25 protein-coding genes and 1 tRNA gene are annotated in these 19,256 nt (G+C 58.3%); 10 read left to right on the top strand and 16 right to left on the bottom strand.

Translation table 11 applies throughout. The annotated features are described in order from the left end of the window. Positions 1-131 precede the first annotated feature (131 nt). The 8 genes from ABOK31_RS16885 to rplU all read right to left on the bottom strand — a co-directional run bounded on the left by ABOK31_RS16885 (position 132) and on the right by rplU (position 6,529). Positions 132-713, bottom strand: coding sequence for a nicotinate-nucleotide adenylyltransferase (locus tag ABOK31_RS16885; RefSeq protein ID WP_234910480.1), 582 nt, complete (start codon positions 711-713; stop codon positions 132-134). A 37-nt stretch (positions 714-750) separates the two neighbouring features. Continuing rightward, positions 751-2,034, bottom strand: a complete 1,284-nt coding sequence (locus tag ABOK31_RS16880) for a glutamate-5-semialdehyde dehydrogenase (RefSeq protein WP_349956816.1) — start codon at positions 2,032-2,034, stop codon at positions 751-753. Beyond that, positions 2,027-3,196, bottom strand: a complete 1,170-nt coding sequence (gene proB / locus ABOK31_RS16875; RefSeq protein WP_349956815.1) for a glutamate 5-kinase — start codon at positions 3,194-3,196, stop codon at positions 2,027-2,029. The genes ABOK31_RS16880 and proB overlap by 8 nt, the downstream gene beginning before the upstream one ends. Beyond that, complete coding sequence (gene obgE / locus ABOK31_RS16870; protein ID WP_349956813.1) at positions 3,193-4,290, bottom strand: GTPase ObgE; 1,098 nt, start codon at positions 4,288-4,290, stop codon at positions 3,193-3,195. Before obgE ends, proB begins: the two co-directional genes overlap by 4 nt. Before the next feature lie 270 nt (positions 4,291-4,560). Then, positions 4,561-5,148 (bottom strand): GNAT family N-acetyltransferase, encoded by a 588-nt coding sequence (locus ABOK31_RS16865; RefSeq protein ID WP_349956811.1) that lies wholly within the window; start codon positions 5,146-5,148, stop codon positions 4,561-4,563. Next, a complete protein-coding gene (locus ABOK31_RS16860; RefSeq protein ID WP_349956809.1) occupies positions 5,145-5,780 on the bottom strand; it encodes a GNAT family protein in 636 nt (211 codons plus the stop codon). The genes ABOK31_RS16865 and ABOK31_RS16860 overlap by 4 nt, the downstream gene beginning before the upstream one ends. Positions 5,781-5,909: 129 nt before the next feature. Beyond that, on the bottom strand, positions 5,910-6,179 hold the full coding sequence (gene rpmA / locus ABOK31_RS16855) for a 50S ribosomal protein L27 (RefSeq protein ID WP_004127267.1): 270 nt from the start codon (positions 6,177-6,179) through the stop codon (positions 5,910-5,912). Positions 6,180-6,211: 32 nt separating this feature from the next. After that, the gene (gene rplU, locus ABOK31_RS16850) at positions 6,212-6,529 is read right to left on the bottom strand and encodes a 50S ribosomal protein L21 (protein ID WP_004127263.1); all 318 of its coding nucleotides are present in this window, start codon (positions 6,527-6,529) and stop codon (positions 6,212-6,214) included. A 305-nt stretch (positions 6,530-6,834) separates the two neighbouring features. On the opposite strand from rplU, the gene ABOK31_RS16845 reads away from it, so the two are divergent. Continuing rightward, positions 6,835-6,924: transfer RNA gene (locus ABOK31_RS16845), tRNA-Ser, on the top strand. A gap of 474 nt (positions 6,925-7,398) precedes the next feature. On the opposite strand, the gene ABOK31_RS16840 is transcribed toward ABOK31_RS16845, so the two are convergent. The 6 genes from ABOK31_RS16840 to ABOK31_RS16815 form a co-directional block, all read right to left on the bottom strand. Further along, complete coding sequence (locus ABOK31_RS16840) at positions 7,399-7,842, bottom strand: hypothetical protein (protein WP_349956805.1); 444 nt, start codon at positions 7,840-7,842, stop codon at positions 7,399-7,401. 63 nt (positions 7,843-7,905) lie between these two features. Then, positions 7,906-8,160, bottom strand: coding sequence for a hypothetical protein (locus ABOK31_RS16835; RefSeq protein ID WP_349956804.1), 255 nt, complete (start codon positions 8,158-8,160; stop codon positions 7,906-7,908). Between the two features lie 43 nt (positions 8,161-8,203). Then, positions 8,204-8,683, bottom strand: coding sequence for a hypothetical protein (locus ABOK31_RS16830; RefSeq protein WP_349956802.1), 480 nt, complete (start codon positions 8,681-8,683; stop codon positions 8,204-8,206). Positions 8,684-8,698: 15 nt separating this feature from the next. Continuing rightward, positions 8,699-8,941, bottom strand: coding sequence for a DUF4160 domain-containing protein (locus ABOK31_RS16825; RefSeq protein WP_106999579.1), 243 nt, complete (start codon positions 8,939-8,941; stop codon positions 8,699-8,701). Between the two features lie 303 nt (positions 8,942-9,244). Continuing rightward, on the bottom strand, positions 9,245-9,409 hold the full coding sequence (locus tag ABOK31_RS16820) for a HipA N-terminal domain-containing protein (protein ID WP_349956800.1): 165 nt from the start codon (positions 9,407-9,409) through the stop codon (positions 9,245-9,247). 114 nt (positions 9,410-9,523) lie between these two features. Then, complete coding sequence (locus tag ABOK31_RS16815) at positions 9,524-9,796, bottom strand: helix-turn-helix transcriptional regulator (RefSeq protein WP_349956798.1); 273 nt, start codon at positions 9,794-9,796, stop codon at positions 9,524-9,526. 918 nt (positions 9,797-10,714) lie between these two features. Between ABOK31_RS16815 and ABOK31_RS16810 the strand changes: the two genes are divergently transcribed. Both ABOK31_RS16810 and ABOK31_RS16805 read left to right on the top strand, forming a co-directional pair. Beyond that, positions 10,715-10,927 carry a hypothetical protein gene (locus tag ABOK31_RS16810; RefSeq protein WP_349956797.1) on the top strand — a complete coding sequence of 71 codons (213 nt, stop codon included), beginning with the start codon at positions 10,715-10,717 and terminating at the stop codon, positions 10,925-10,927. 140 nt (positions 10,928-11,067) lie between these two features. Beyond that, positions 11,068-11,256, top strand: a complete 189-nt coding sequence (locus ABOK31_RS16805; RefSeq protein ID WP_349956796.1) for a hypothetical protein — start codon at positions 11,068-11,070, stop codon at positions 11,254-11,256. A gap of 18 nt (positions 11,257-11,274) precedes the next feature. Here the strand turns inward: ABOK31_RS16805 and ABOK31_RS16800 are convergent, their stop codons facing one another. Then, positions 11,275-11,670 (bottom strand): cupin domain-containing protein, encoded by a 396-nt coding sequence (locus tag ABOK31_RS16800; protein WP_349956795.1) that lies wholly within the window; start codon positions 11,668-11,670, stop codon positions 11,275-11,277. Between the two features lie 207 nt (positions 11,671-11,877). After that, entirely contained in the window at positions 11,878-12,798 is a 921-nt protein-coding gene (locus tag ABOK31_RS16795) for an alpha/beta fold hydrolase (RefSeq protein ID WP_349956793.1), read from the bottom strand. A gap of 149 nt (positions 12,799-12,947) precedes the next feature. Here ABOK31_RS16795 and ABOK31_RS16790 point away from each other — a divergent pair, with 149 nt between their 5' ends. From ABOK31_RS16790 to ABOK31_RS16760, 7 genes are all read left to right on the top strand, one after another. After that, entirely contained in the window at positions 12,948-13,412 is a 465-nt protein-coding gene (locus ABOK31_RS16790) for a helix-turn-helix domain-containing protein (protein WP_349956792.1), read from the top strand. A 212-nt stretch (positions 13,413-13,624) separates the two neighbouring features. After that, a complete protein-coding gene (locus ABOK31_RS16785; RefSeq protein WP_349956790.1) occupies positions 13,625-14,272 on the top strand; it encodes a flavin reductase family protein in 648 nt (215 codons plus the stop codon). Positions 14,273-15,188: 916 nt separating this feature from the next. Next, entirely contained in the window at positions 15,189-15,443 is a 255-nt protein-coding gene (locus tag ABOK31_RS16780; RefSeq protein WP_349956788.1) for a type II toxin-antitoxin system ParD family antitoxin, read from the top strand. After that, the gene (locus ABOK31_RS16775; RefSeq protein ID WP_349956786.1) at positions 15,443-15,736 is read left to right on the top strand and encodes a type II toxin-antitoxin system RelE/ParE family toxin; all 294 of its coding nucleotides are present in this window, start codon (positions 15,443-15,445) and stop codon (positions 15,734-15,736) included. Before ABOK31_RS16780 ends, ABOK31_RS16775 begins: the two co-directional genes overlap by 1 nt. Positions 15,737-16,128: 392 nt before the next feature. Beyond that, on the top strand, positions 16,129-16,803 hold the full coding sequence (locus tag ABOK31_RS16770; RefSeq protein ID WP_349956784.1) for an invasion associated locus B family protein: 675 nt from the start codon (positions 16,129-16,131) through the stop codon (positions 16,801-16,803). A 20-nt stretch (positions 16,804-16,823) separates the two neighbouring features. Further along, on the top strand, positions 16,824-18,602 hold the full coding sequence (locus tag ABOK31_RS16765; RefSeq protein ID WP_349956783.1) for a ShlB/FhaC/HecB family hemolysin secretion/activation protein: 1,779 nt from the start codon (positions 16,824-16,826) through the stop codon (positions 18,600-18,602). Between the two features lies 1 nt (position 18,603). Beyond that, a complete protein-coding gene (locus ABOK31_RS16760) occupies positions 18,604-19,206 on the top strand; it encodes a hypothetical protein (protein ID WP_349956781.1) in 603 nt (200 codons plus the stop codon). The last annotated feature ends 50 nt before the right edge of the window (positions 19,207-19,256 follow it).

Here is a 19,256-nt window from a genome sequence, read left to right as displayed (position 1 = left end):
CTCCCAATGCCGTTCGAGATGGATCAGCAACTCTCCTCCTCCCAGTTGCTGATCAGGTTCAAAAGCCCGACGCATCCTCCTCCCGCGTCGGGCTTTTTATTTTCCAGATTTTCCCGAAAAAATTGGTGGAATTACTGTGCGGCGCGCAAGGCGGTCGAGCTGAGTGCCGAACGTGGCCCATGGATGAAAGTCCAGGCCGGTGCACGCTTCTTCCAGAGCACGCGGGCGTCATCCTCGTCGACGCGGGCGTAGTGGAAGGTCTTGGCCATCTTGGCCGAGAGATAGGAGAGCGTCGATCCCGGCCGGTCTATGACGGCGATCGGGAAGGTGCGGGCGATCTCTTCCCACTTTTGCCAGCGATGGAATGTATTCAAGCTGTCGGCACCCATGATCCAGATGAAATGAACCTGGCGGTTGCGCGCCTTCACATGCGCCAGCGTGTTGGCCGTGTAGCTCATGCCCAGCGTCTGCTCGAAGGCCGTCACCTTGATACGGGGATCGTGGAGGAGCTGTTCGCTGAGCGCGATGCGCTCGGCAAGTGGCGCAAGGTGATTGCGGCTCTTCAGCGGGTTGCCGGGCGTCACCATCCACCAGAGTTGGTCGAGGCCGAGCCGGCGAAGAGCAATCTCGGCGACCAGCGCATGGCCGCGATGCGGCGGGTTGAAGGAGCCGCCGAAAAGACCGACCACCATGCCGCGCTCGGCATGGGGCATGCGCAGATAGCGTTGATCGACCTCTTCCTTCAGCACGTCAGGGCCGTATCTGTCCGCTGCCGCGCACGCGATATTTGAAGGAGGTGAGCTGTTCGACGCCAACAGGCCCGCGCGCGTGCATCTTGCCGGTGGCGATGCCGATTTCCGCGCCCATGCCGAATTCGCCGCCATCGGCAAATTGCGTCGAGGCATTGTGCAGCAGGATCGCCGAGTCGATCTCGGTAAAGAAGCGCTCGACGACTTCAGGATCTTCGGCAATGACGGCTTCGGTATGGTTCGACGAATATTTGCCGATATGGGCAATTGCGCCGGAAATGCCGTCGACCAGCGCGACCGAGATGATCGCGGCCAGATATTCGGTCGTCCAATCCTCTTCGGTTGCGGCCTTCAGACCGGGCTCAAGCTTGAGCACCTCGGCCGAACCGCGGATTTCACAGCCTGCCGCTGCAAGCCCGTCGAGTAGCGGCTTCAGATGGGTGGAGGCGACCTTCTTGTCGACCAGCAGCGTTTCGGCAGCACCGCAGATGCCGGTGCGGCGCATCTTGGCGTTGACGACGATGGATTTTGCCATCTCCAGATCGGCCGAGGCATCGATATAGATGTGGCAAAGGCCTTCGAGATGGGCAAAGACCGGCACGCGCGCCTCGGTCTGAACGCGACCGACAAGGCTCTTGCCGCCGCGCGGCACGATGACGTCGATATTGCCTTCAAGGCCACGCAGCATGGCGCCGACGGCAGCACGATCGCTGACAGGCACGAGCTGGATTGAATGTTCCGGCAGGCCGGCTGCCTTCAGGCCTTCGACCAGGCAGTCGTGGATTGCCTGCGAGGAACGGCGCGAATCGCTGCCGCAGCGCAGGATCACGGCATTGCCTGCCTTCAGGCACAGCGCGCCGGCATCGGCCGTCACGTTGGGTCGGCTTTCGAAAATGACGCCGATCACGCCGAGCGGCGTGCGCGTGCGCTCGATCTTCAACCCGTTCGGGCGATCCCAGGCAGCAATGACTTCACCGACCGGATCGGCGAGGGCAGCAATCGCACGGATGCCTTCGGCCATCTCGGCGACACGCTTGTCGTTCAGCGTCAGGCGATCGACGAAGGAGGCGAGCATGTCCGTGCCTTCGACATCCTTCAGATCCCTGGCGTTCTCGGCCAGGATATGATCCTTGCGGGCCAGAATGGCGTCCGCCATGGCGCTCAACGCCTTGTTCTTGCTTTCCGTCGAAGCGAAGGCCAGAGGTCGCGACGCAGCCCGGGCCTTGCGGCCGATATCGTTCATCAGCGCATCGATGTCGGGGCTTTGTGTGACAGTATCAAGCATGGGCTTCATCCTTCTTCAATGTCTCGGCCTTCGTCTTGACGGACGCGGTCATGACGAGGTCGTCGCGATGCACCATGGCGGCGCGGCCGGCATAGCCGAGGATCGCCTCGATCTCGGCCGATTTGCGGCCGGTGATCTGGCGCGCCTCTTCGGCATCGTAGCCGACAAGGCCGCGGGCGATTTCACGGCCCGAGGGTCCGATGACGGCAACCGTGTCGCCGCGGCCGAAATGGCCGACGATGCGGCGCACGCCGGCGGGCAGCAGGCTCTTGCCGGCGCCAAGCGCTGTCACCGCGCCATCGTCGACATGCAGTTCGCCGGCCGGCTGCAGCTGTCCGGCAATCCAGGTCTTGCGGGCGGTGACGGGCGTGCCCGATGGCGCGAACCAGGAGGAGCGGGCGCCGTTTTCGATCGCATTCAGCGGGCGGTCGGTCTTGCCTGACGCGATGATCATGGCGCAGCCCGCACCCGTGGCAATCTTGCCGGCATCGATCTTGGTGCGCATGCCGCCGCGCGACAGTTCCGAGGCAGCGCCGCCGGCCATGGCTTCGATCTCGGGCGTGATGTCCGCGATCGTATCGAGAAATTTCGCCTGCGGATCGAGATGCGGCGGAGCGGTATAGAGACCGTCGATGTCGGACAGCAGCACCAGAAGGTCGGCGCCGGTCATAGTGGCGACGCGGGCGGCGAGGCGATCATTGTCGCCATAGCGGATTTCGCTTGTGGCGACCGTGTCGTTCTCGTTGATGATCGGCACGGCGCCGATCTTCAGAAGCTGGTTGATGGTGGCGCGGGCGTTCAGGTAACGGCGGCGCTCTTCGGTGTCGCCGAGCGTCAGAAGGATCTGGCCGGCGACGATATCGTCATGCGACAGGCTTTCCGACCAGGCGCGAGCCAGCGAGATCTGACCAACGGCCGCCGCCGCTTGGCTTTCTTCGAGCTTCAGCGCGCCGGAGGGCAGGTCGAGAACAGAGCGTCCGAGTGCGATTGCGCCCGAGGAGACGACCAGAACATCGATGCCCTTGGCCTTCAGCGCGGCGATATCGGCGCACATGCCGTCGAGCCAGGATTTCTTCAAGCCGGTCTTGCGATCGACGAGAAGGGCAGAGCCGATCTTGATGACGATGCGGCGGTAGCGGTCGAGCGGCTTGCGGGCGGTCATCCCTGCTGGTCCCCGTCCTCGTGATCTTCATCTGCGTCGTCGGAAGTCTGCAGATCGCGATGGCGTACCTTCGGCGCCTTCGCCGGCCTGCCGGCTTCGCCCATATTGGCTTCGACGATGACGTCGCGTAGCGCGCGCAGCACTTCAGTCATGCCGCGGCCGGTGACGGCGGAAATCTGGAACGGCGTCCTGCCGCAGGCGCGCGCCAGCTCGCGCGTCTTCTTCTTCAGCGTTTCTTCGTCCACCACGTCGATTTGCGAGAGAGCAACGATTTCGGGCTTGTCCGGGATGCTGTTGCCGTAGGCTTCAAGCTCGTGCTTCACGGTCTTGTAGGCCTTGCCGACCTTTTCTTCCTGGGCGGAGATCAGATGCAGCAGCACGCGCGTGCGCTCGACATGGCCGAGGAAGCGGTCGCCGATGCCGACGCCCTCGTGGGCGCCTTCGATCAGGCCGGGAATGTCGGCGAGAATGAATTCCTGGCCGTCGATGGTGGCGACGCCGAGATTGGGATGGAGCGTCGTGAACGGATAGTTGGCGATCTTCGGCCGGGCGCGGCTGACGGCGGCAAGGAAGGTCGATTTGCCCGCATTCGGCAGGCCGACGAGGCCGGCATCGGCGATCAGCTTCAGCCGCAGCCAGATGGTCTTTTCTTCGCCGGGAAGGCCCGGATTGGCCCAATCCGGCGCCTGATTGACCGAGGATTTGAAATAGGCATTGCCGAAGCCGCCATTGCCGCCGGCGGCAAGGCGGAAACGCTGGCCTTCCTGCGTAATGTCGCAGATCAGGGTTTCGCCGTCTTCTTCGAAGATCTGCGTGCCGACGGGCACCTTCAGCGTTACGTCTTCGCCTTTGGCGCCGGCGCGGTTCTTGCCCATGCCGTGCGTGCCGATCGTCGCCTTGAAGTGCTGCTGGTAGCGGAAGTCGATCAGCGTGTTGAGGCCGTTGACGGCCTCGACCCAGACATCGCCGCCGCGACCGCCATCGCCGCCATCCGGGCCGCCGAATTCGATGAATTTCTCGCGCCGGAAGGAGACGCTGCCCGCGCCGCCATCGCCAGAGCGAATAAAGACTTTTGCTTCATCGAGAAATTTCATCTTGCTACGTCCGTCACCCGGTATCGGCGCATATCCCTTCGGATCGAATGGGATTCACAAAGCCTATGCGCTCTTTTCAATTGCTGCCGTCTTTTACATCCGGAAGGACGCATCGGACGGCCATTTGCCCGTCATGTCGCCTTCGATATAGGCGCTTCGGGCTGAGGTCAAAGAATATCGTGCGGCTCCAGTGCCATAAAGGGGCGGAACTGCATGGCTGGCATGATGGTCATCGCCGGTTTGAACGGCGATGACCGCTTTTCAAGGGCCTTAGGCCGCCTGCGAGAGCCGCAGCGCGCCCGGCTTCAACACGGTTTCGATATGCGGAACCATGGTGTTTCGGGCAAAGCTGTAGATCTCCGAGCAACCGGTGATCTCGAAGCCGAGCTTCTGCTGCAGCTTCAAGGACGCCGGATTGTCGGCGAAGGCGCCGGAATGAACGGCGACTTCGGGCATGCGGCGGGCAAAACGTTCGAGCGCAGCCTTGACCGCTTCGGTCATGATGCCTTGCCGCCAGTAGAAGCGGTTCAGCCAGTAACCGAGGTGCCAGCGGCCGTGGCGGAGTTCGATACCGACGTTGCCGATATGGGCATCATCCCGCTCGGTGATGGCCAGTTCCCAATCGGCGCCGAAGCCGGAGGTGTGCTCGACCAGCCAGTCGAGCGCATCCTGCCGGTCATAGGGCGCGGGGACGCGGGCCAGCATGCGGGTGACGGCGAAATCCGAAAGCGATTCCGCAATCATATCGGCGTCGCTGAGCCGGTGCGGGCGCAGCGTCAATCGGCCCGTCTGGATGACGGGCGTTGGCCCGGGCATCAGGATGCGGGCATCGCGGCGGGTGAGGGCGAGAGCGTTCATCTCATGCCTCCCCAGCTGCGCAACGATATCCAGGTCTTGCGGTCGAGCCTGTACCATTCGACCGGTACGGTGCTGCCGAGCGCCAGCGACGCGGCGAGGCCGGAGCCCTGGAACTGGAAGCCGCACTTCTGCACGACCCTTCTCGAGGCAACGTTTGTGACCCTGCAACGTGCGTCGATCTGGGCGACATTTTCGCGGGTGCGAAAGACCATGTCGATGAGGGCATGGGCCGCTTCCGTGGTATAGCCCTGGTTCCAGTGCGGCTCGCCCAGCCAGTAGCCGATCTCGACAGTGTTCGGATCACCCGTGGGTTCGACCCCGCAGCAACCGAGAAAGGCGCCGTTGTCGGCTTTGGTAATGGCATAGACGCACTTGCCAATCTCGCCAAGCTTCGTGCGTCGCACGAAATCGGCGGCATCGGCGATCGTATACGGGTGCGGCATACGCGATACCATTGTGGCGACATTGGCGTTGTTGGCGAGATGGGCAAGGGCGTCGATGTCTTCTTCGTGGGGCGCGCGCAGAACGAGCCTTTCCGACAGTAAGACGGGGCAATCGGTCCTTAACCTATCCGGCCTCAGCCGTTCTTCGGGAGACCTTGATTGGTCTTCCCTTAACAATTCGCCTTGCATGGTTCAGTCCTCCTTGGTTGAGGGTAAAGAAAAAGGGGAGATGGCGCCCCATCTCCCCTTTTTTCTTGACTGAACCTTGTAGCGTCAGCCGGGTCGATGAGACGCCGGCTGTTTTAGAGCGCTACCGGCTTATTCCGCTGCTTCCGCTTTCGGCATTACAGACACGTACACGCGGCCATTGGCCTTCGTACGGTAGTTCACGTTGCCCGCCGTAAGCGCAAAAATCGTGTGATCCTTGCCGAGGCCAACGTTGGAACCCGGGTGCCACTGCGTGCCGCGCTGACGCACGATAATGTTGCCTGCGATGACGGCTTCGCCGCCGAACTTCTTCACGCCAAGGCGCTTGGATTCGGAATCGCGACCGTTGCGCGAGGAACCGCCAGCTTTTTTGTGTGCCATTGGAGTTCTCCTTTAAACCTTGATCCCGTTACTTACTTGGCAGCCACGATGTCCGTGATGCGGACAACCGTGTGATGCTGGCGATGGCCGCGCGAACGCTTCGAGTTCTGACGACGGCGCTTCTTGAAGGCGATGACCTTCTTGCCGCGGTTGTGCTCGACCACTTCGGCCTTGACGGAAGCGCCCTTGACGAAGGGAGCACCAATCGCAGCGTCGGCGCCTTCGCCGATAACGAGGACTTCGGTGAATTCTACGGTGCCGCCGGCGGTGACTTCGAGCTTCTCGATGGTCAGCACGTCGTTTGCCGCCACTCGGTACTGCTTACCGCCGGTCTTGATGACTGCGAACATTTTTTATCCTTTCATGTTCGTTCCGGCTCTCTCGCCATGAGGACGAGGGGCCGTCTTTTTATCAGTCGAAATTTAGCAGGAATTCTAAAGGCCTGAGGCCTTCCAAAAGATCTGCCGGTGAAGCCCTGCGCGAAGCAGGGCAGGCAAGGCGCGGACTTGTCCACACCTATTGCGTCGCACGGGATATATAAGCGTCCCTGATCTGTCAAGGCGAAAGGATGAAAAGCTTTCATATTCGCCCTTGCTATCCTCTCCGTCTCTCGCTATGTAGCCCTCCGCGCCGAACAGCGCCGACCAGCATAACCGGAGAGGTGGCAGAGTGGTCGAATGCACCGCACTCGAAATGCGGCATGCCTGCAAGGGCATCGTGGGTTCAAATCCCACCCTCTCCGCCATTTTGGGCCTTGATACCAACTCCTCCAAGCTTTCTCATTATGGCGTATGCGTCCAAGTCGCGTATCTACCGGGATAAATGATCGTTGAGCCGGCAACCGCGGTACGTTCGCTTATTGTGATTCATCATGCTAACCAGCGGTATTTTGTAGGATCGTGGGCCGAACCGATTGGCAGTTCGCTGCGCGGAGATTCGTGTAACCGCTGTGGTGGAGAGCTGCGCAGTTGCCAAAACCATGGGACTTTTCGTCAGTTGAATTCCGGAATTGAGCAAAAATGGAAGAGAAAGCTGTTTGTATCTCCTCCGTGGCACTTAAATCGCGTTGACTTTCAAAAAAACCGATTTTTGGAATTCAATGTCTTTTGACTGTTATCGGTGAGAGCCAAGAGCGGTAGATTTCCAAAAATCGCATTTTTTGGTGGACAAGCTTGGTTGCTTCAGCGGGTCGCGCCGGCTTGCGCGTATCAGCCTTCCGCTACAGTTCACTTCCCACCCATAAACGAGACCGAGGTCTCCCGATAAGCGCCGGGTTGCCAACGCGTACTGAGCGGGTCCTTCGTAGTAATCCCTTCTTTTCCGTGGTGTATCGCTGACAGAACAGCGCGCCGAATTCGGCTTGGGCCTCGCCGGCTTCAACGCAAATTGCATCCCATTTTCGCCCTTCGAGTGTGACGAAACCGTCCCAAGCTATCGCATACATCGCTATCGCTCCGGTCGATGCGACACTATTCTTGGCGGCTTCCACGCCGTCTTCGAGCTTCTCCATTGCAAACCGAGTGAGCTTTTTTGTCCCGCTGAGTCCACAGTCATTGTGAACGGAACAAGCGGGGCCTCCACCATCTTCAATGCTCGTGAATCCGTGGTCGATGGCAAGAAAGAAAAAACCAGCGAAGTCTTGGGATGGACTGAAGTCGTTCATGCTCGGCATTCCGGAAGTTGTGTCGGCTGACAAACCGAGCCAAAAATGGTTCTATTGTTTCGATCAATAAGCTACGCCGTAGCGCCGTGAAAACGCTGCTCGCCCCTCGGTCTCGGCTATTTCGGAAGTTGAGAATATATCGTCACTGGGAAGCGTTGCCCAGCCTTCGGCTATGATCTTGCCCTCATAGTGCGAAACATAATGGTACTGCTCTGCATAGGTATAAAGGCCATCTTCTCTCTGTAAGACGACTATTCGGCGTTTGGGATGGAGGGCCGCGCTTATTTCAGCAATGTCCAGTTCTTTCTCTAGCTGCATTAAGGTCCCCGATGGGCTCTATATGACAAATCTCTGGCGTCGGCTATGCGGCTTTCGGCCTGCCGTTCTGACGTGGCCGGTAATGCGCATGCATCAAGAGCGGGTCGCGCTGGCTCGCACGTAACAGCATCTTGACGGCATGGCTGACGGGAGCGCCGGCACGATAGTTCTTCCATGTGCGCAAGGTAACGCCAAGGAAATCCGCAGCCTCGTTATTCGAAAGCCCTATATCTTCCTGCCATTTCCGCAGATCCTCGGCGTTAAAATCACGCTGGTCTTCGGCGATCTGGAAGAGGTGATAGGCATCGATCGCCAAATCCTCGCCTGCCCATTCGACCGTTGCTCCATAGTCGGTGACTGCGGCGGTTTTCCAGATATCAGGAGACTTGAGGGAGGCGAGCAAATCGCCGCCGGTCGCAATCCACCCGACGAGGTTTACGGAAGATTCAGCGCCACCCTTCCACTTGATTGCCAGCGTCATGTTTGATGTTGGCGTTACGCTTTCAATTCGCGGCATATCCATGGCTGTTTCCCTTCCTCAAGCGATTGGAAAGCGGGGATTGGTCCGATTCCACTCGGCGGCAATAGCTGCCTTGTTCTTTGCTGCCCATTCGAGGGCGGTGTCTTGCGCCTTGCGTGCGAGCTTACCACGCAGGATTTCCAGTGTCGCGATTTCCACCAATGCATCCCCATCCGGGGTGAGAATGTGGAAGTGCGGGGGCAGATGATCGTTCGCGTAAACCCGAATGATGATGTTCCCGATTTGAACCAGTTTGCCCATGTGCCCCTCACTTCGAGGAGGTAAAACATAGGGCATATTATGCACCATGTAAAGATAGTTGGTGTAAATTTTACCCCAAAATATGGAGAGAAGTTATGGATCACGCGAAGTTCTTCGCGGCGGTACGCCCGTCGTTGTTCGGCGGGCGGCTTTCGGCAAATCAGGTGGACGGCATGGAAGCCATTCTTGTCGCGTGGCGGGCCGCGCCATTCGATATGCGTTGGTTGCCCGCGGCGAGCTGGAGCGCATGGATGATTGGGAGTGAGGTGAAGCCGTACGCGGTTTCCGGGGTTCGCCAATCGATCACGCGCCCGCTGTGTCACGCCCGATGTGGCTCAGCAGACCAACGATGTCCTGGGATGACACTTTCTGCCGCTGACCGATCTCGGTAAGATGCGTTTCCGGAAGCAGATTGGCGAGCCAAGGCAGCAGCCTGTCGGCAGCAACGGGTCCTGAGCGCAATGGCATGTGATCAGCGACGCTGGGAACGCTGAGCAGCGCTCTTCCCAGCTAGGATCATAGTCAAGACGCCATTTGCCTTCGTCAGGTGGGCGACAGGCAGGCTCTATTAGAAGATCGTCGTCATCGACCATCCCCGAAGGTCGGAAGGAAGTCGAGGCCATCATCCGATGATGCCGGAACAGATCGGACCGTCTTGAGGTCACCGATCTCGATCCCCACGGCGCGTGCCACGACCAGGGATTTTTCGAGCTGGCAGCTTGGCTTGCCGGATTCGAGTTCTACGATGAAGCGTTCGGCCGTGCCGGAGCGAGCGGCAAGCTCGGTCTGGGTCCAGCCCCGGGCTTTGCGTTTCTCTCGAACGGCGGCGCCGAAATCCCGTGCAGACCTGTACATCGAACATCTCCTGAATCGGCTTACCGTACAGGAAGTTTTTCCCAAAATAATGCAATTCTTACCGATCGGGAAGTGCGGTGGTGACGGCGTCAAAATCACCCCGATCGGGAAGTTCTTCATCTTCTCAGTTCGTCAAAAATAAGGTCTTTGAAATCTGGGTATCGCGCGTGGTAGTTGCCTCGCACTGATAACCATGGACGCGGATTTAACACGTTGCGACGGACATGTTAAAGAAATCGAGTTCTTTTAACTTATCGAGCCGTACATATTAAATCCGTCCATCAGCTTCCCGATCTGACATCGCTAATGGCTTAGGAACCCATCGAGGTTTCAAGGAATTCACTCCCGCGAACAGATCGCTTGCTAACTTGCTAAGTCGAAGGGGCGAGCGGCCGCATACCCAATCCGGGAATTCTGATCGACACGCCTGTCGCAAGAGGCAAAAGCGAGCTCGGAGCTCGAAAAGTCACCACCTAGGATGGGTTGTTTCTGGCGGACCTATTTCCAGAGGGGTTGGAGTCTCCTGCGGCAAAAGAAGTCGCTCCGTATCGAGATGCCCTCAAATTCGGCTTTGACAAGCTTCGGCAGACCGAGGGCCTGATGACGAATGCGACCATCGTCGGTATATTTCAGCTTCTCAAACGGCGTACGGATGGTTTTCGCTAGATGCCAGGCACAGCGCTCAGAAACGATCGCTCGGGTGAGATCATCTATGTGCCTGCCCACGACCAGCGCGACGCTAATTCAGCGATGAGCGGGCTGGATGTCACCGTCATCTTGCTAGGAGAACCCACATAACCATATGTGGCGCAAGCAAGACTTTGCCTTGCAAGAGAAACAATCTCTACGTTAAGCGCAACCAAGCTTGTATGATTTCACCGTATTGAAGCTACGCGGTGGTCTGCGACCTTGCTGTTCATGACGATAAATCTCAAAGACTTAAAACTCCGCCCAAGCTTGCTCGCCGAACTTAATCAACCTGGCTATGAGACGGCTGAAGATATGAGCTCAATCAGCTCTGCCGAACTGCTGCGCATCCCCGGCATGGGCGGCCGTGACTGGCGAATAATTTCACGCGCGATGGGGCGTGAGCTTACGAAGAAACGCAAGCCGAAAAGCAAGAACGGATAAAGGGTGGTGATCGCCTATGGCCTGACGATCGGAGTCCGGAAAACACTCTTGTCGGCTTTGCCCTGGCAGTCCGCCGGTTCTCATTAATGTTAAATCAGCCGACGTTATGGGGCTCTGTCATTTATCCTATGGAGCTTATTTTGAACCACACGGTTGTCGTTGGTCGCGATCTGGCCAAAGACATATTTCAAGTGCATGAAGCCGATGCCGGCGGCGGGAAGACGTTCAACAAGAAGCTGCGCGCTGAGGAAGTAATCGAATTCTTTGAGAACCCTCTCCGCCATTTTGGCCTTTGTTGCAGGCCACTATCGAGCAAGCAGATTCGCTGAAAGCCGGCTCGACAAACATCAATCCTCCCGAAACCGATAGACCACGTCAGCAAACGATCCCGTCGGAAACACATAGAAAAATCTCAAATTGGCTGGCGATTCGTTGCGGATGCCGTGTTCGGCGTTGCCGGGGATGAAGACTGTCGTGCCGGCCTTGACCGTGGTTTCCTCGCCGTCGATCCGGACGATGCCGGTTCCTTCGAAGATGAAGTAGATTTCCGAGGGGTCGTGGCGATGCGGTTTCAGCTCGCCGCCGGGCGCAAGTTCAGCGATGCCGGCGCTCATGCTGTCAGTGGGGGTGATGTCGTTGCTCAGCAGCGTGTGCCAGGAGATGAAGCCGTGGACGGGGTCGCTCCATCCGTCGCGCGGGTGCTCTTCGGCTGTAGTGATAACGGCTTGCGATCGCTTTGTCATTTTGCCTCGGGACGGTGGGTCGGCAACCATGTGCAACGGTGTCACAACGATAACGAATGTCAATCGGCCAGCTGCCAAGTTCCGTGTCTGCCGGCTTGTGGTTAGCGAGATCCGCTATGGTGAAAGAGGCTGTGCCGGTACGGCATCGCCGGCCGCCGGAGCGGGCGGCGCTGCGCTCCTTTGTTTCGATTTTTGAGATCGTGCAGCCTAGCTGCGTCGCAGAAAATCTGCGATCAGGCCCGAGATGGTTTCCGGCGCATCTTCGAAGCAATAATGGCCGACGCCTGGGAGGCGCTCAACCGGGGCTGATGGGAACAGGGCGGAAAAGAGCGGCAGAAAATGCTCGGCATGCAGCGTCCTGTCCGCCTCGCCCCATATGGCAAGCGCCGGTTTGTCGCGGATGACGCGCTCGGCCGCAGCATCGGGCATTTCGAATTGATGGGCGCTAGTGGCAAAGCCCTTGGCCCAACCGAGCGCGCCGAGGCACTCGGCGGCGGTGGCAAAAGGGGCGCCATATGCATCGAGCCATACGTCGTCGATGATGGCGTTGTTTTCGAAGCCGTTGAGCTTGAGCGTGCTGAGAATATTGTAGCCGAGATTGTTGAGTACCGGCTCCAGCGTTCCGTCGGCTTCGGCCTTGAGGACCCATTGAAACCATGGGGACACGGCGGCATTTGCCACACTTCGCTCCATACTGTCGGGCTGACCGAAGGGCGTTGGCCCATTTGCCGAGATGATGCGGCGGATACGCTCAGGATGACGGGCGGCAAGTCCCATGCCCACGGGGCCGCCGAAATCATGCATCACGAGCGTGATATCGGTGAGGCCGAGTGCGAGCACGAAGGCCTCCAGATTGGCAATGTGATCCTTCAGCCAATAGCTGCGTCTTTCAGGCGTTTCGCTCTTGCCGAAGCCCATATGGTCGGGAGCGACGACGCGGTAGGTACGGCTCAGCGTCGAGATGAGATGGCGAAAGAGATAACCCCAGGTTGGCTCCCCATGCAGGCAGAGGATGATCTCGCCATCACGTGGTCCCTCGTCCACGTAATGCATCCGGAGACCCAGTGCATCGGTAAAATGCGGAGCGAAGGGGAATGTGCCGGCGAATGTTTCATTGGCAGGAATCACGGTTGTTCTCCTATCGAGGTTTTAATTTGAAACCACGATTGCGTATCTCTTGTGGTTTTACTTTGCAACCGATATATTCCGAAAGGCGCTGGAGCCGCATGTTGCTGCGGCGCGAATGATGACAGGTGAGCAAGGGAGGGCACGGCGGTATGGCCAAGAGAGTAAGCCACAAGGATTCCATGTGCGGAGTGGCGCGGCCGCTGGATGCGATTGGCGATTGGTGGTCGCTGTTGATCGTCCGCGATGCCTTCGACGGGCTGCGCCGGTTCGGCGAATTTCAGAAAAGCCTCGGCCTCGCCAAGAACATCCTCTCGGCCCGGCTGCGCAATCTCGTCGCCCACGGCATCATGGATACCGTGCCAGCCTCCGATGGCGGTCCCTATCAGGAATATGTGCTTACGCAGAAGGGGCAGGGCCTGTTTCCGCTGCTGGTCGCGCTTCGCCAATGGGGCGAGGATTTCTTCTTCGAGCCCAATGAGCCGCATGTGACGCTGGTCGACAGAGCAACAAAGCTGCCGGTGCGGCGGCTGGAATTGCGAGCACAGGATGGGCGGATGCTTATGGCCGAGGATACCGTGATCGTGGTGCCGGCACCCGCGGACGAGCGCGAATAAATCAGCCGGCGAAAATCTCGCAAGTCCTTCATCGGAGCTTACCAGGTGGCCGGATCACGCTTGCGCACAAGGAAGAGAAGAGGGATCAGCGCCGTTCGAGGATTGCCTGGGGGATGAAGCCGGCGCGCCCGCTTTCAAGCAACGGTTCGGTCACGGTCGAACTATTGCAGGCTCATGTGGGCTACACTGAAACTCTCAAAGGAGAGTTTGCCATGTTGACGAACGCAGCCGAAAGCGATCGCGAGCATATCGAAATCAAGCCCAGCGTGCTTTATATCGGCACTCCCGTCGTGCTGATTACGAGCCTTAATCCTGACGGCACGACGAATATCTCGCCGATGTCCTCGGTTTGGGCGTTATATGACCGTGTCGTTCTCGGCCTGACATCGACCACTAAGGGGCGGGAAAATCTGTTGCGCGAGCGCCAGCTCGTGCTGAATTTCCCGTCGCCGGAGCTGTGGCCAAACGTCGAGGCGATCGCGCCAACCACGGGCCGCGATCCCGTTCCGCCCCACAAGGAAAAGATCGGCTATCGTTTCGAGGCCGATAAATTCGATGTGGCCGGCTTCACGCCGCAGGTAGCCGATCTCGTTCGGCCTCTGCGCATCGCAGAATGTCCGATCCAGTTCGAGGCGGAGGTGGTGGCGGCGCATCCTCCCGGTGCGGAATGGCCTCCGGAGCGTCCCGAAAGCTTCTCCATCGTCGAAGCGAAGGTCCTCCGCGTCCACGCGCACGAGGATATCGTTGTCGCTGGCACCAACCATATCGATACCAGCACGTGGAGCCCGCTGTTTTACGTGTTTCGACATTATTTCGGCACCGGGCCGGATCTCGGCCGCACTTTCAAAGCCGAGAGATGATGTATTCAATTTCAGATGACGCCTATATGAGACATTGCAGATCGCGCTTGAAGCTGTCTGCAACCGCGCGAGTCATTCATGTCGTTCGGTCCGCGCCTCACAGAGCGTGCGTGTACACAGCGTCCTATATTTTTACGCACGCAACGTCTGAAATTCAGCCAGCGTTTGCGAGTCGTGGGCCGCCTTCTGAGCGTCCCGTCACAGCCCGCGAGCGCAATTTTCCTCAAAGCGCCGAAGACGCTGACCGGTGACGGCCTCAAACCTTCAGCGAATGGGGGATCGTCAACGAAGATCGATGCCTTGCATAGGCAATGAGCGATCCAATTTCCCGCTAAAAATGCTTCTTTGACTCTCAGTTGATTGACGAAAGAGCGACTGCTGCGAACGCAGTCAATCCAGCGAAAATCAGCAGGAGTTTCGTCATGAGGAGTTGCGCAAGCTTTTCTGTGCCCGTCACATCTTTCTCGCTTCGAAAAATAACGGTTCAGAAATCCACTGCGCCGCAAGTCGAATAACAGTGTCGCTTAGCGTGCAAAGCAGCACCAAGGACGCCCTGGCTATAGGTGCGTCGCTCGGGATGATGTTGGGGAGTGTTTACTTGTCGTGCGCAGGCCACCTCATAAGAAGTCGATACTTTTGTATGCGAAAAACAATATCTGTATCATCGTTGTGTTTGGCGCGCGGGTCATTGCGTACATGCGCCCTTCCGCGCTGGAAATGCTCTTTCGAACCACTCTCGGCTGAGCTCTTTTGGAACAAAAACATTTCCACCAGGAGTGCCCGGTTCCCTGGCCGGCCGAAGCGGGTGGTCAACCTCCGGCGGCTGAAGTGCAACCGAATTGGCTGCCGATTAGCAGCTGTCGGTTTGACAAACTTTGCCAACATCACGTAACCTGCTGGCGCTATGGAGGCTCGAATGGCGACGATGAATGTATCTCTTCCCGACCCGATGAAAGATTGGGTCGAGGCGCAAGCAAAGACTGGGCGATATTCGAATGCTAGTGATTATGTCCGCGACTTGATTCGTAGGGACCAAGCCCGTAGCGATAAGATTGCCGCCATGCAGCGTTTTGTTGATGACGGTCTTAAAAGCGGCGTCGGCAGTCGATCGAAGAATGAACTCTTTGCTGCGGCCGTCGAGCGCGGAGAAACAACGCGCGGCGACAGGTAATGCGTTTCAGCCTTTCAGTTGAAGCGGAAGAGGACATTATTGCGATTGCCGAACAAGGCGTACGCATGTTTGGAACCGCTCAGGCTAGACGTTACCATAATGACCTGTTTGCTGTGCTTGATCTAATCGCTGCCAACCCGCGAATAGCTCGTGAGCGGGAAGAGATTTCGCCGCCGGTCAGAATTCATCCTTTCAAAGCCCATCTTATTGTCTATCGGATTGAAGAGGGCGGAGCAATTTTCGTGATCCGAATACGCTATGGACATGAAGACTGGGTCGGCGATTCAGTTTAGGCCTCGCTGAGCGGACGAATAAGCATCGTTGTGTCAGAGACATTAAGGCGTGGCCGTGATGTGTATCAGCCTATCTGGCGTGGTCTAAACAGGCGTATCCTGCGGCTTTAATTGGGTGGGGCGGAGTTCTAATCCCGCCGAGTGCGAGACAATTTTATTCAATTTCTGAACGTCGGTGTTGCAGATTTTACACGCATATCTGAAAACGAGCGTGTGAGTCACCCGTGCTATTGCTACTTTTTGCTGTACTTTTTTAGAAATCTGCTATTGAGCTGATCAGGCCCATGATCGGCTACGCCACCCAGTGGTGAATCTTCCTGATTTTTGACCGACATGCCGATTGAGCAAGGTACGCCTTGCGCAAGCGAATGGCTTTGACTTTGGGTATTTGTATGTCCCCCGCCAACAAGACCTTTTCCTTCAAGACCCTCACTTCAGCGTTTTTTCTTTCTTCGGCGTTGCTTGCATTTTCTGTGGCGGCGCAGGAGCAGCCCGCTCCGACCGCAAACACGACTACGAGCAGCGGAGCCGCTCAGGCTACAGCTCCGCAGGCAAGCGAACAGCAGCCCGCGCCTCAGGCCCGCGTTCAGAAGTTCGACGACTGGTACTATCGCTGCATCGACGGCAAGGCAGCGGATGGCGCTGCAGCGGAGAGCTGCGAAGTTGCGCAGATCGCAACGGTCAAGCAGGGCGACCAGGATGTGAACATATTGACGCTGGCGGTTGCCAAGGTGCCTGCTCCCGTCGCAACGGACAAGAAGACGGCCAAGCAGCCAGCCAGTGAACTGGTTCTGACGACGCTCGTGCCACTCAATATGTATCTGCCTGCCGGCATCAGCATCGATGCAAACGACAAGCCCGTCGTGCAGTTGGCCTACCGCAACTGCAATCAGGCGGGCTGCTGGGCGCAGCAGAAACTGGACGCAAAGATGGTTGCAGCCCTTGCCAAGGCGACGGATGGCACCGGTCATGTCCAGATGATGAATGGCCAGAAGGTCAACATCAAATTCTCCCTCAAGGGCCTGTCGCCGGCTCTGGACGCGCTGCAAAAGCCCGCCTCGAAGTAAGCGGACGGCGGGAATAGCTCATGACACTGGCTTTAGGGGCGCCTCCTGCGCGGAGCGGCCGGGGCTTTTCGAAGTCGTCATTCATTGTGCCGTTTGCCACCGCGTTGCTGTCGGTGATCCTGGTTTCGGCTCAGGCTGCCGCGCAGCAATCGCCGAATGACGACTTCGCGCGCCGTCAGGCGCAGGAAGCCGAACAGCAGCGCCTCAAGACGCTTGGTGAGATGACGCCGAGACCTTCTCCGGTCGAAGTCCTGCAGCCGGAGAAGGCCGGTGGCGGCAAATCCGGCCGGTGTTTTGCCATCACCCATATAGAGGTTGAAGGCGTCACGCGGTTTTCGGCCGGCGCGATCGACAAGGTCACCGCTCCTTACGCGAACCGCTGCGTCGGCGTCGGCGAGATTAATGCTCTGCTGCGCGACTTGACGCGTCTTTATCTCGACAAGGGTCTTGTCAGTTCCCGTGTCTATGTGCCGGCGCAGGATATCGCCAAGACCAAGCTGCTGCGCCTCGTCGCCGTCGAAGGGACACTCTCCGACATCTACATCAACGGCAAGCCGTCGCCCGGTTCCGGCGTGATCGCTACCGCCTTTCCCGGTATGAAGGGCGATATCACCAATCTTCGTGATATCGAGCAAGGTCTCGACCAGATCAACCGCCTTACCTCCAATAATGCCAAGACGGCGATGCTGCCCGGCAAGACCGACGGCACCTCTATCCTCAATATCGAGAACAAGCCCAGCCATCCCTGGCACCTTTCGTTCGGGAACAGCAATCTCGGCCAGGAACAGACGGGATATTCCAAAAGCTCAGCCTCGATCGGCTATGACAGCCTCTTCGGCATCAACGACCAGTGGAATTTCGCTTACGAGCATACTGGCCCAGATTATCCATGGCGCAATGACGGTCTGGGCAAGAGCAACAGCTATTCCGGCAATGTCAGCGTGCCCTACGGCTACTGGACCTTTTCCACCAATGGCTCCTGGTATGAATATGACAGCTCCGTGCCAGGCAATTTCGGCACGCTGCGGACGTCGGGCGATAGCAAGCAGGCCGGTATCGGCGCCGACCGGGTGATCTTCCGCGACAAGGATTCGATCACCACCTTCAACAGTGGGCTGACCTACAAGGAAACCAACAACTTCCTGCTCGGCAACCGGATCGAGGTCGGCAGCCGCAAATACACGGTCGGCGATCTCGGCCTCTCGCATTCGCGCCGCATGCTCGGTGGCCTCTGGGTCTTCGATCTCTCCTATAGCCAGGGGCTCAATCTCTTTGACGCAGTTGCGCCAGGCGATGCCGGGGCGGGGGATGCCGATCCTCGCTTCTCGAAATTGTCAGGCACGATCACGGTCACGAAGCCGTTCCAAATCGCGGAGCAGCATTTCGAGATCAATTCGATCGTCACCGGTCAATATTCCCCCGACAATCTGTTCGGGGCGGAGCAGATCTCGGCCGGCGGCTATTCCTCGGTGCGCGGCACGCGCGAGACGATGCTCTTCGGCAATAACGGCTTCTTCATCCGCAACGATCTCGTCTGGCGTACGCAGCCCTTCGCCGACAATGCCGGGCTGGCGAAGATGCTTGGAGAATTCAGGCCGTATATCGGTCTCGACTACGGGCGGATCGCACGCCAGGCCCGCTACCAGATCGCAGGCGGCGACATGCTTGGCTGGACGGTCGGCGCCAAGCTCGCCGGCGGCAATGTCAATTTCGATATGGGCTATTCGGACGTTCTCGGCGGCACGGTCGATCGCCGTGACTCCGGGCTCTTGTTTGTCAGCACGTCAGTGAGGTGGTGAAATGGGTGAGCAGATGAAGGAAAATTGCAAAAAATTGCATCGCGGCGTGACCAGAGCTCTGCTTGCCGCTGCGCTTGTGGGTTCGATTGTCGTGGCCGGATGCACCACACAAGATCCACGCCTCACCGCGGCACTTAGCACAGCCAGTATCGCCGATGTCCGCATAGAATCGGCGCCTGATCTGAGGATGGGGTCACCTCTATTGAACGGTGATACGCGGGAATCTCAGGTAGCACTTGTGTCGCGTGTCCTGCAGCAAAGACTTGCAAAAGATCTGAAGGGCTATCCAGGGGGGAATATTCCCGCGCGGTTGATTGTCACCCTTCATGATCTGGATGTGGCGTCGGCTCCCGGCAGAATTATTGCAGGTAACAACAGCTTTATCGATGGAACCGTTCGCCTCGAGGACATGCGCACAGGAAAACTGATCGCGCAGGCTCAGGAGATCCGTGCCAATGACATGACGGTCCGCGGGGATGGGTTAGCGCTCATTCCCGCGATGGTCATCAATGCAGCCGTCACCCCCAATCAGACCGCCGTGGCGACCCAACTGGCCGAGACGTTCATGAAGCAGGTGAAGACGTGGCTAACGCCACGGAAGTAGTCGATCGAAAATCCACGGCGAGCAAAAAACGTTTAACAGGGCAGGGCGAT

Source organism: Rhizobium sp. ZPR4, from assembly GCF_040215725.1.
GTDB lineage: Bacteria > Pseudomonadota > Alphaproteobacteria > Rhizobiales > Rhizobiaceae > Rhizobium > Rhizobium rhizogenes_D.
Note: the sequence above shows the minus strand (reverse complement) of the source record. Positions and strands in the feature narration are given on the sequence as shown.

Coding starts and splice junctions, on each gene's coding strand:
- ABOK31_RS16800 (WP_349956795.1), bottom strand. CDS start 11,670: ATGACAAAGCGATCGCAAGCCGTTATCACTACAGCCGAAGAGCACCCG.
- obgE (WP_349956813.1), bottom strand. CDS start 4,290: ATGAAATTTCTCGATGAAGCAAAAGTCTTTATTCGCTCTGGCGATGGC.
- ABOK31_RS16820 (WP_349956800.1), bottom strand. CDS start 9,409: ATGCCATTGCGCTCAGGACCCGTTGCTGCCGACAGGCTGCTGCCTTGG.
- ABOK31_RS16810 (WP_349956797.1), top strand. CDS start 10,715: ATGACGATAAATCTCAAAGACTTAAAACTCCGCCCAAGCTTGCTCGCC.
- ABOK31_RS16885 (WP_234910480.1), bottom strand. CDS start 713: ATGCCCCATGCCGAGCGCGGCATGGTGGTCGGTCTTTTCGGCGGCTCC.
- ABOK31_RS16880 (WP_349956816.1), bottom strand. CDS start 2,034: ATGCTTGATACTGTCACACAAAGCCCCGACATCGATGCGCTGATGAAC.
- ABOK31_RS16860 (WP_349956809.1), bottom strand. CDS start 5,780: ATGCAAGGCGAATTGTTAAGGGAAGACCAATCAAGGTCTCCCGAAGAA.
- ABOK31_RS16765 (WP_349956783.1), top strand. CDS start 16,824: ATGACACTGGCTTTAGGGGCGCCTCCTGCGCGGAGCGGCCGGGGCTTT.
- rpmA (WP_004127267.1), bottom strand. CDS start 6,179: ATGGCACACAAAAAAGCTGGCGGTTCCTCGCGCAACGGTCGCGATTCC.
- ABOK31_RS16760 (WP_349956781.1), top strand. CDS start 18,604: ATGGGTGAGCAGATGAAGGAAAATTGCAAAAAATTGCATCGCGGCGTG.
- ABOK31_RS16840 (WP_349956805.1), bottom strand. CDS start 7,842: ATGAACGACTTCAGTCCATCCCAAGACTTCGCTGGTTTTTTCTTTCTT.
- ABOK31_RS16830 (WP_349956802.1), bottom strand. CDS start 8,683: ATGGATATGCCGCGAATTGAAAGCGTAACGCCAACATCAAACATGACG.
- rplU (WP_004127263.1), bottom strand. CDS start 6,529: ATGTTCGCAGTCATCAAGACCGGCGGTAAGCAGTACCGAGTGGCGGCA.
- ABOK31_RS16785 (WP_349956790.1), top strand. CDS start 13,625: ATGTTGACGAACGCAGCCGAAAGCGATCGCGAGCATATCGAAATCAAG.
- ABOK31_RS16780 (WP_349956788.1), top strand. CDS start 15,189: ATGGCGACGATGAATGTATCTCTTCCCGACCCGATGAAAGATTGGGTC.
- ABOK31_RS16775 (WP_349956786.1), top strand. CDS start 15,443: ATGCGTTTCAGCCTTTCAGTTGAAGCGGAAGAGGACATTATTGCGATT.
- ABOK31_RS16825 (WP_106999579.1), bottom strand. CDS start 8,941: ATGGGCAAACTGGTTCAAATCGGGAACATCATCATTCGGGTTTACGCG.
- ABOK31_RS16865 (WP_349956811.1), bottom strand. CDS start 5,148: ATGAACGCTCTCGCCCTCACCCGCCGCGATGCCCGCATCCTGATGCCC.
- ABOK31_RS16790 (WP_349956792.1), top strand. CDS start 12,948: ATGGCCAAGAGAGTAAGCCACAAGGATTCCATGTGCGGAGTGGCGCGG.
- ABOK31_RS16770 (WP_349956784.1), top strand. CDS start 16,129: ATGTCCCCCGCCAACAAGACCTTTTCCTTCAAGACCCTCACTTCAGCG.
- ABOK31_RS16815 (WP_349956798.1), bottom strand. CDS start 9,796: ATGTACAGGTCTGCACGGGATTTCGGCGCCGCCGTTCGAGAGAAACGC.
- proB (WP_349956815.1), bottom strand. CDS start 3,196: ATGACCGCCCGCAAGCCGCTCGACCGCTACCGCCGCATCGTCATCAAG.
- ABOK31_RS16835 (WP_349956804.1), bottom strand. CDS start 8,160: ATGCAGCTAGAGAAAGAACTGGACATTGCTGAAATAAGCGCGGCCCTC.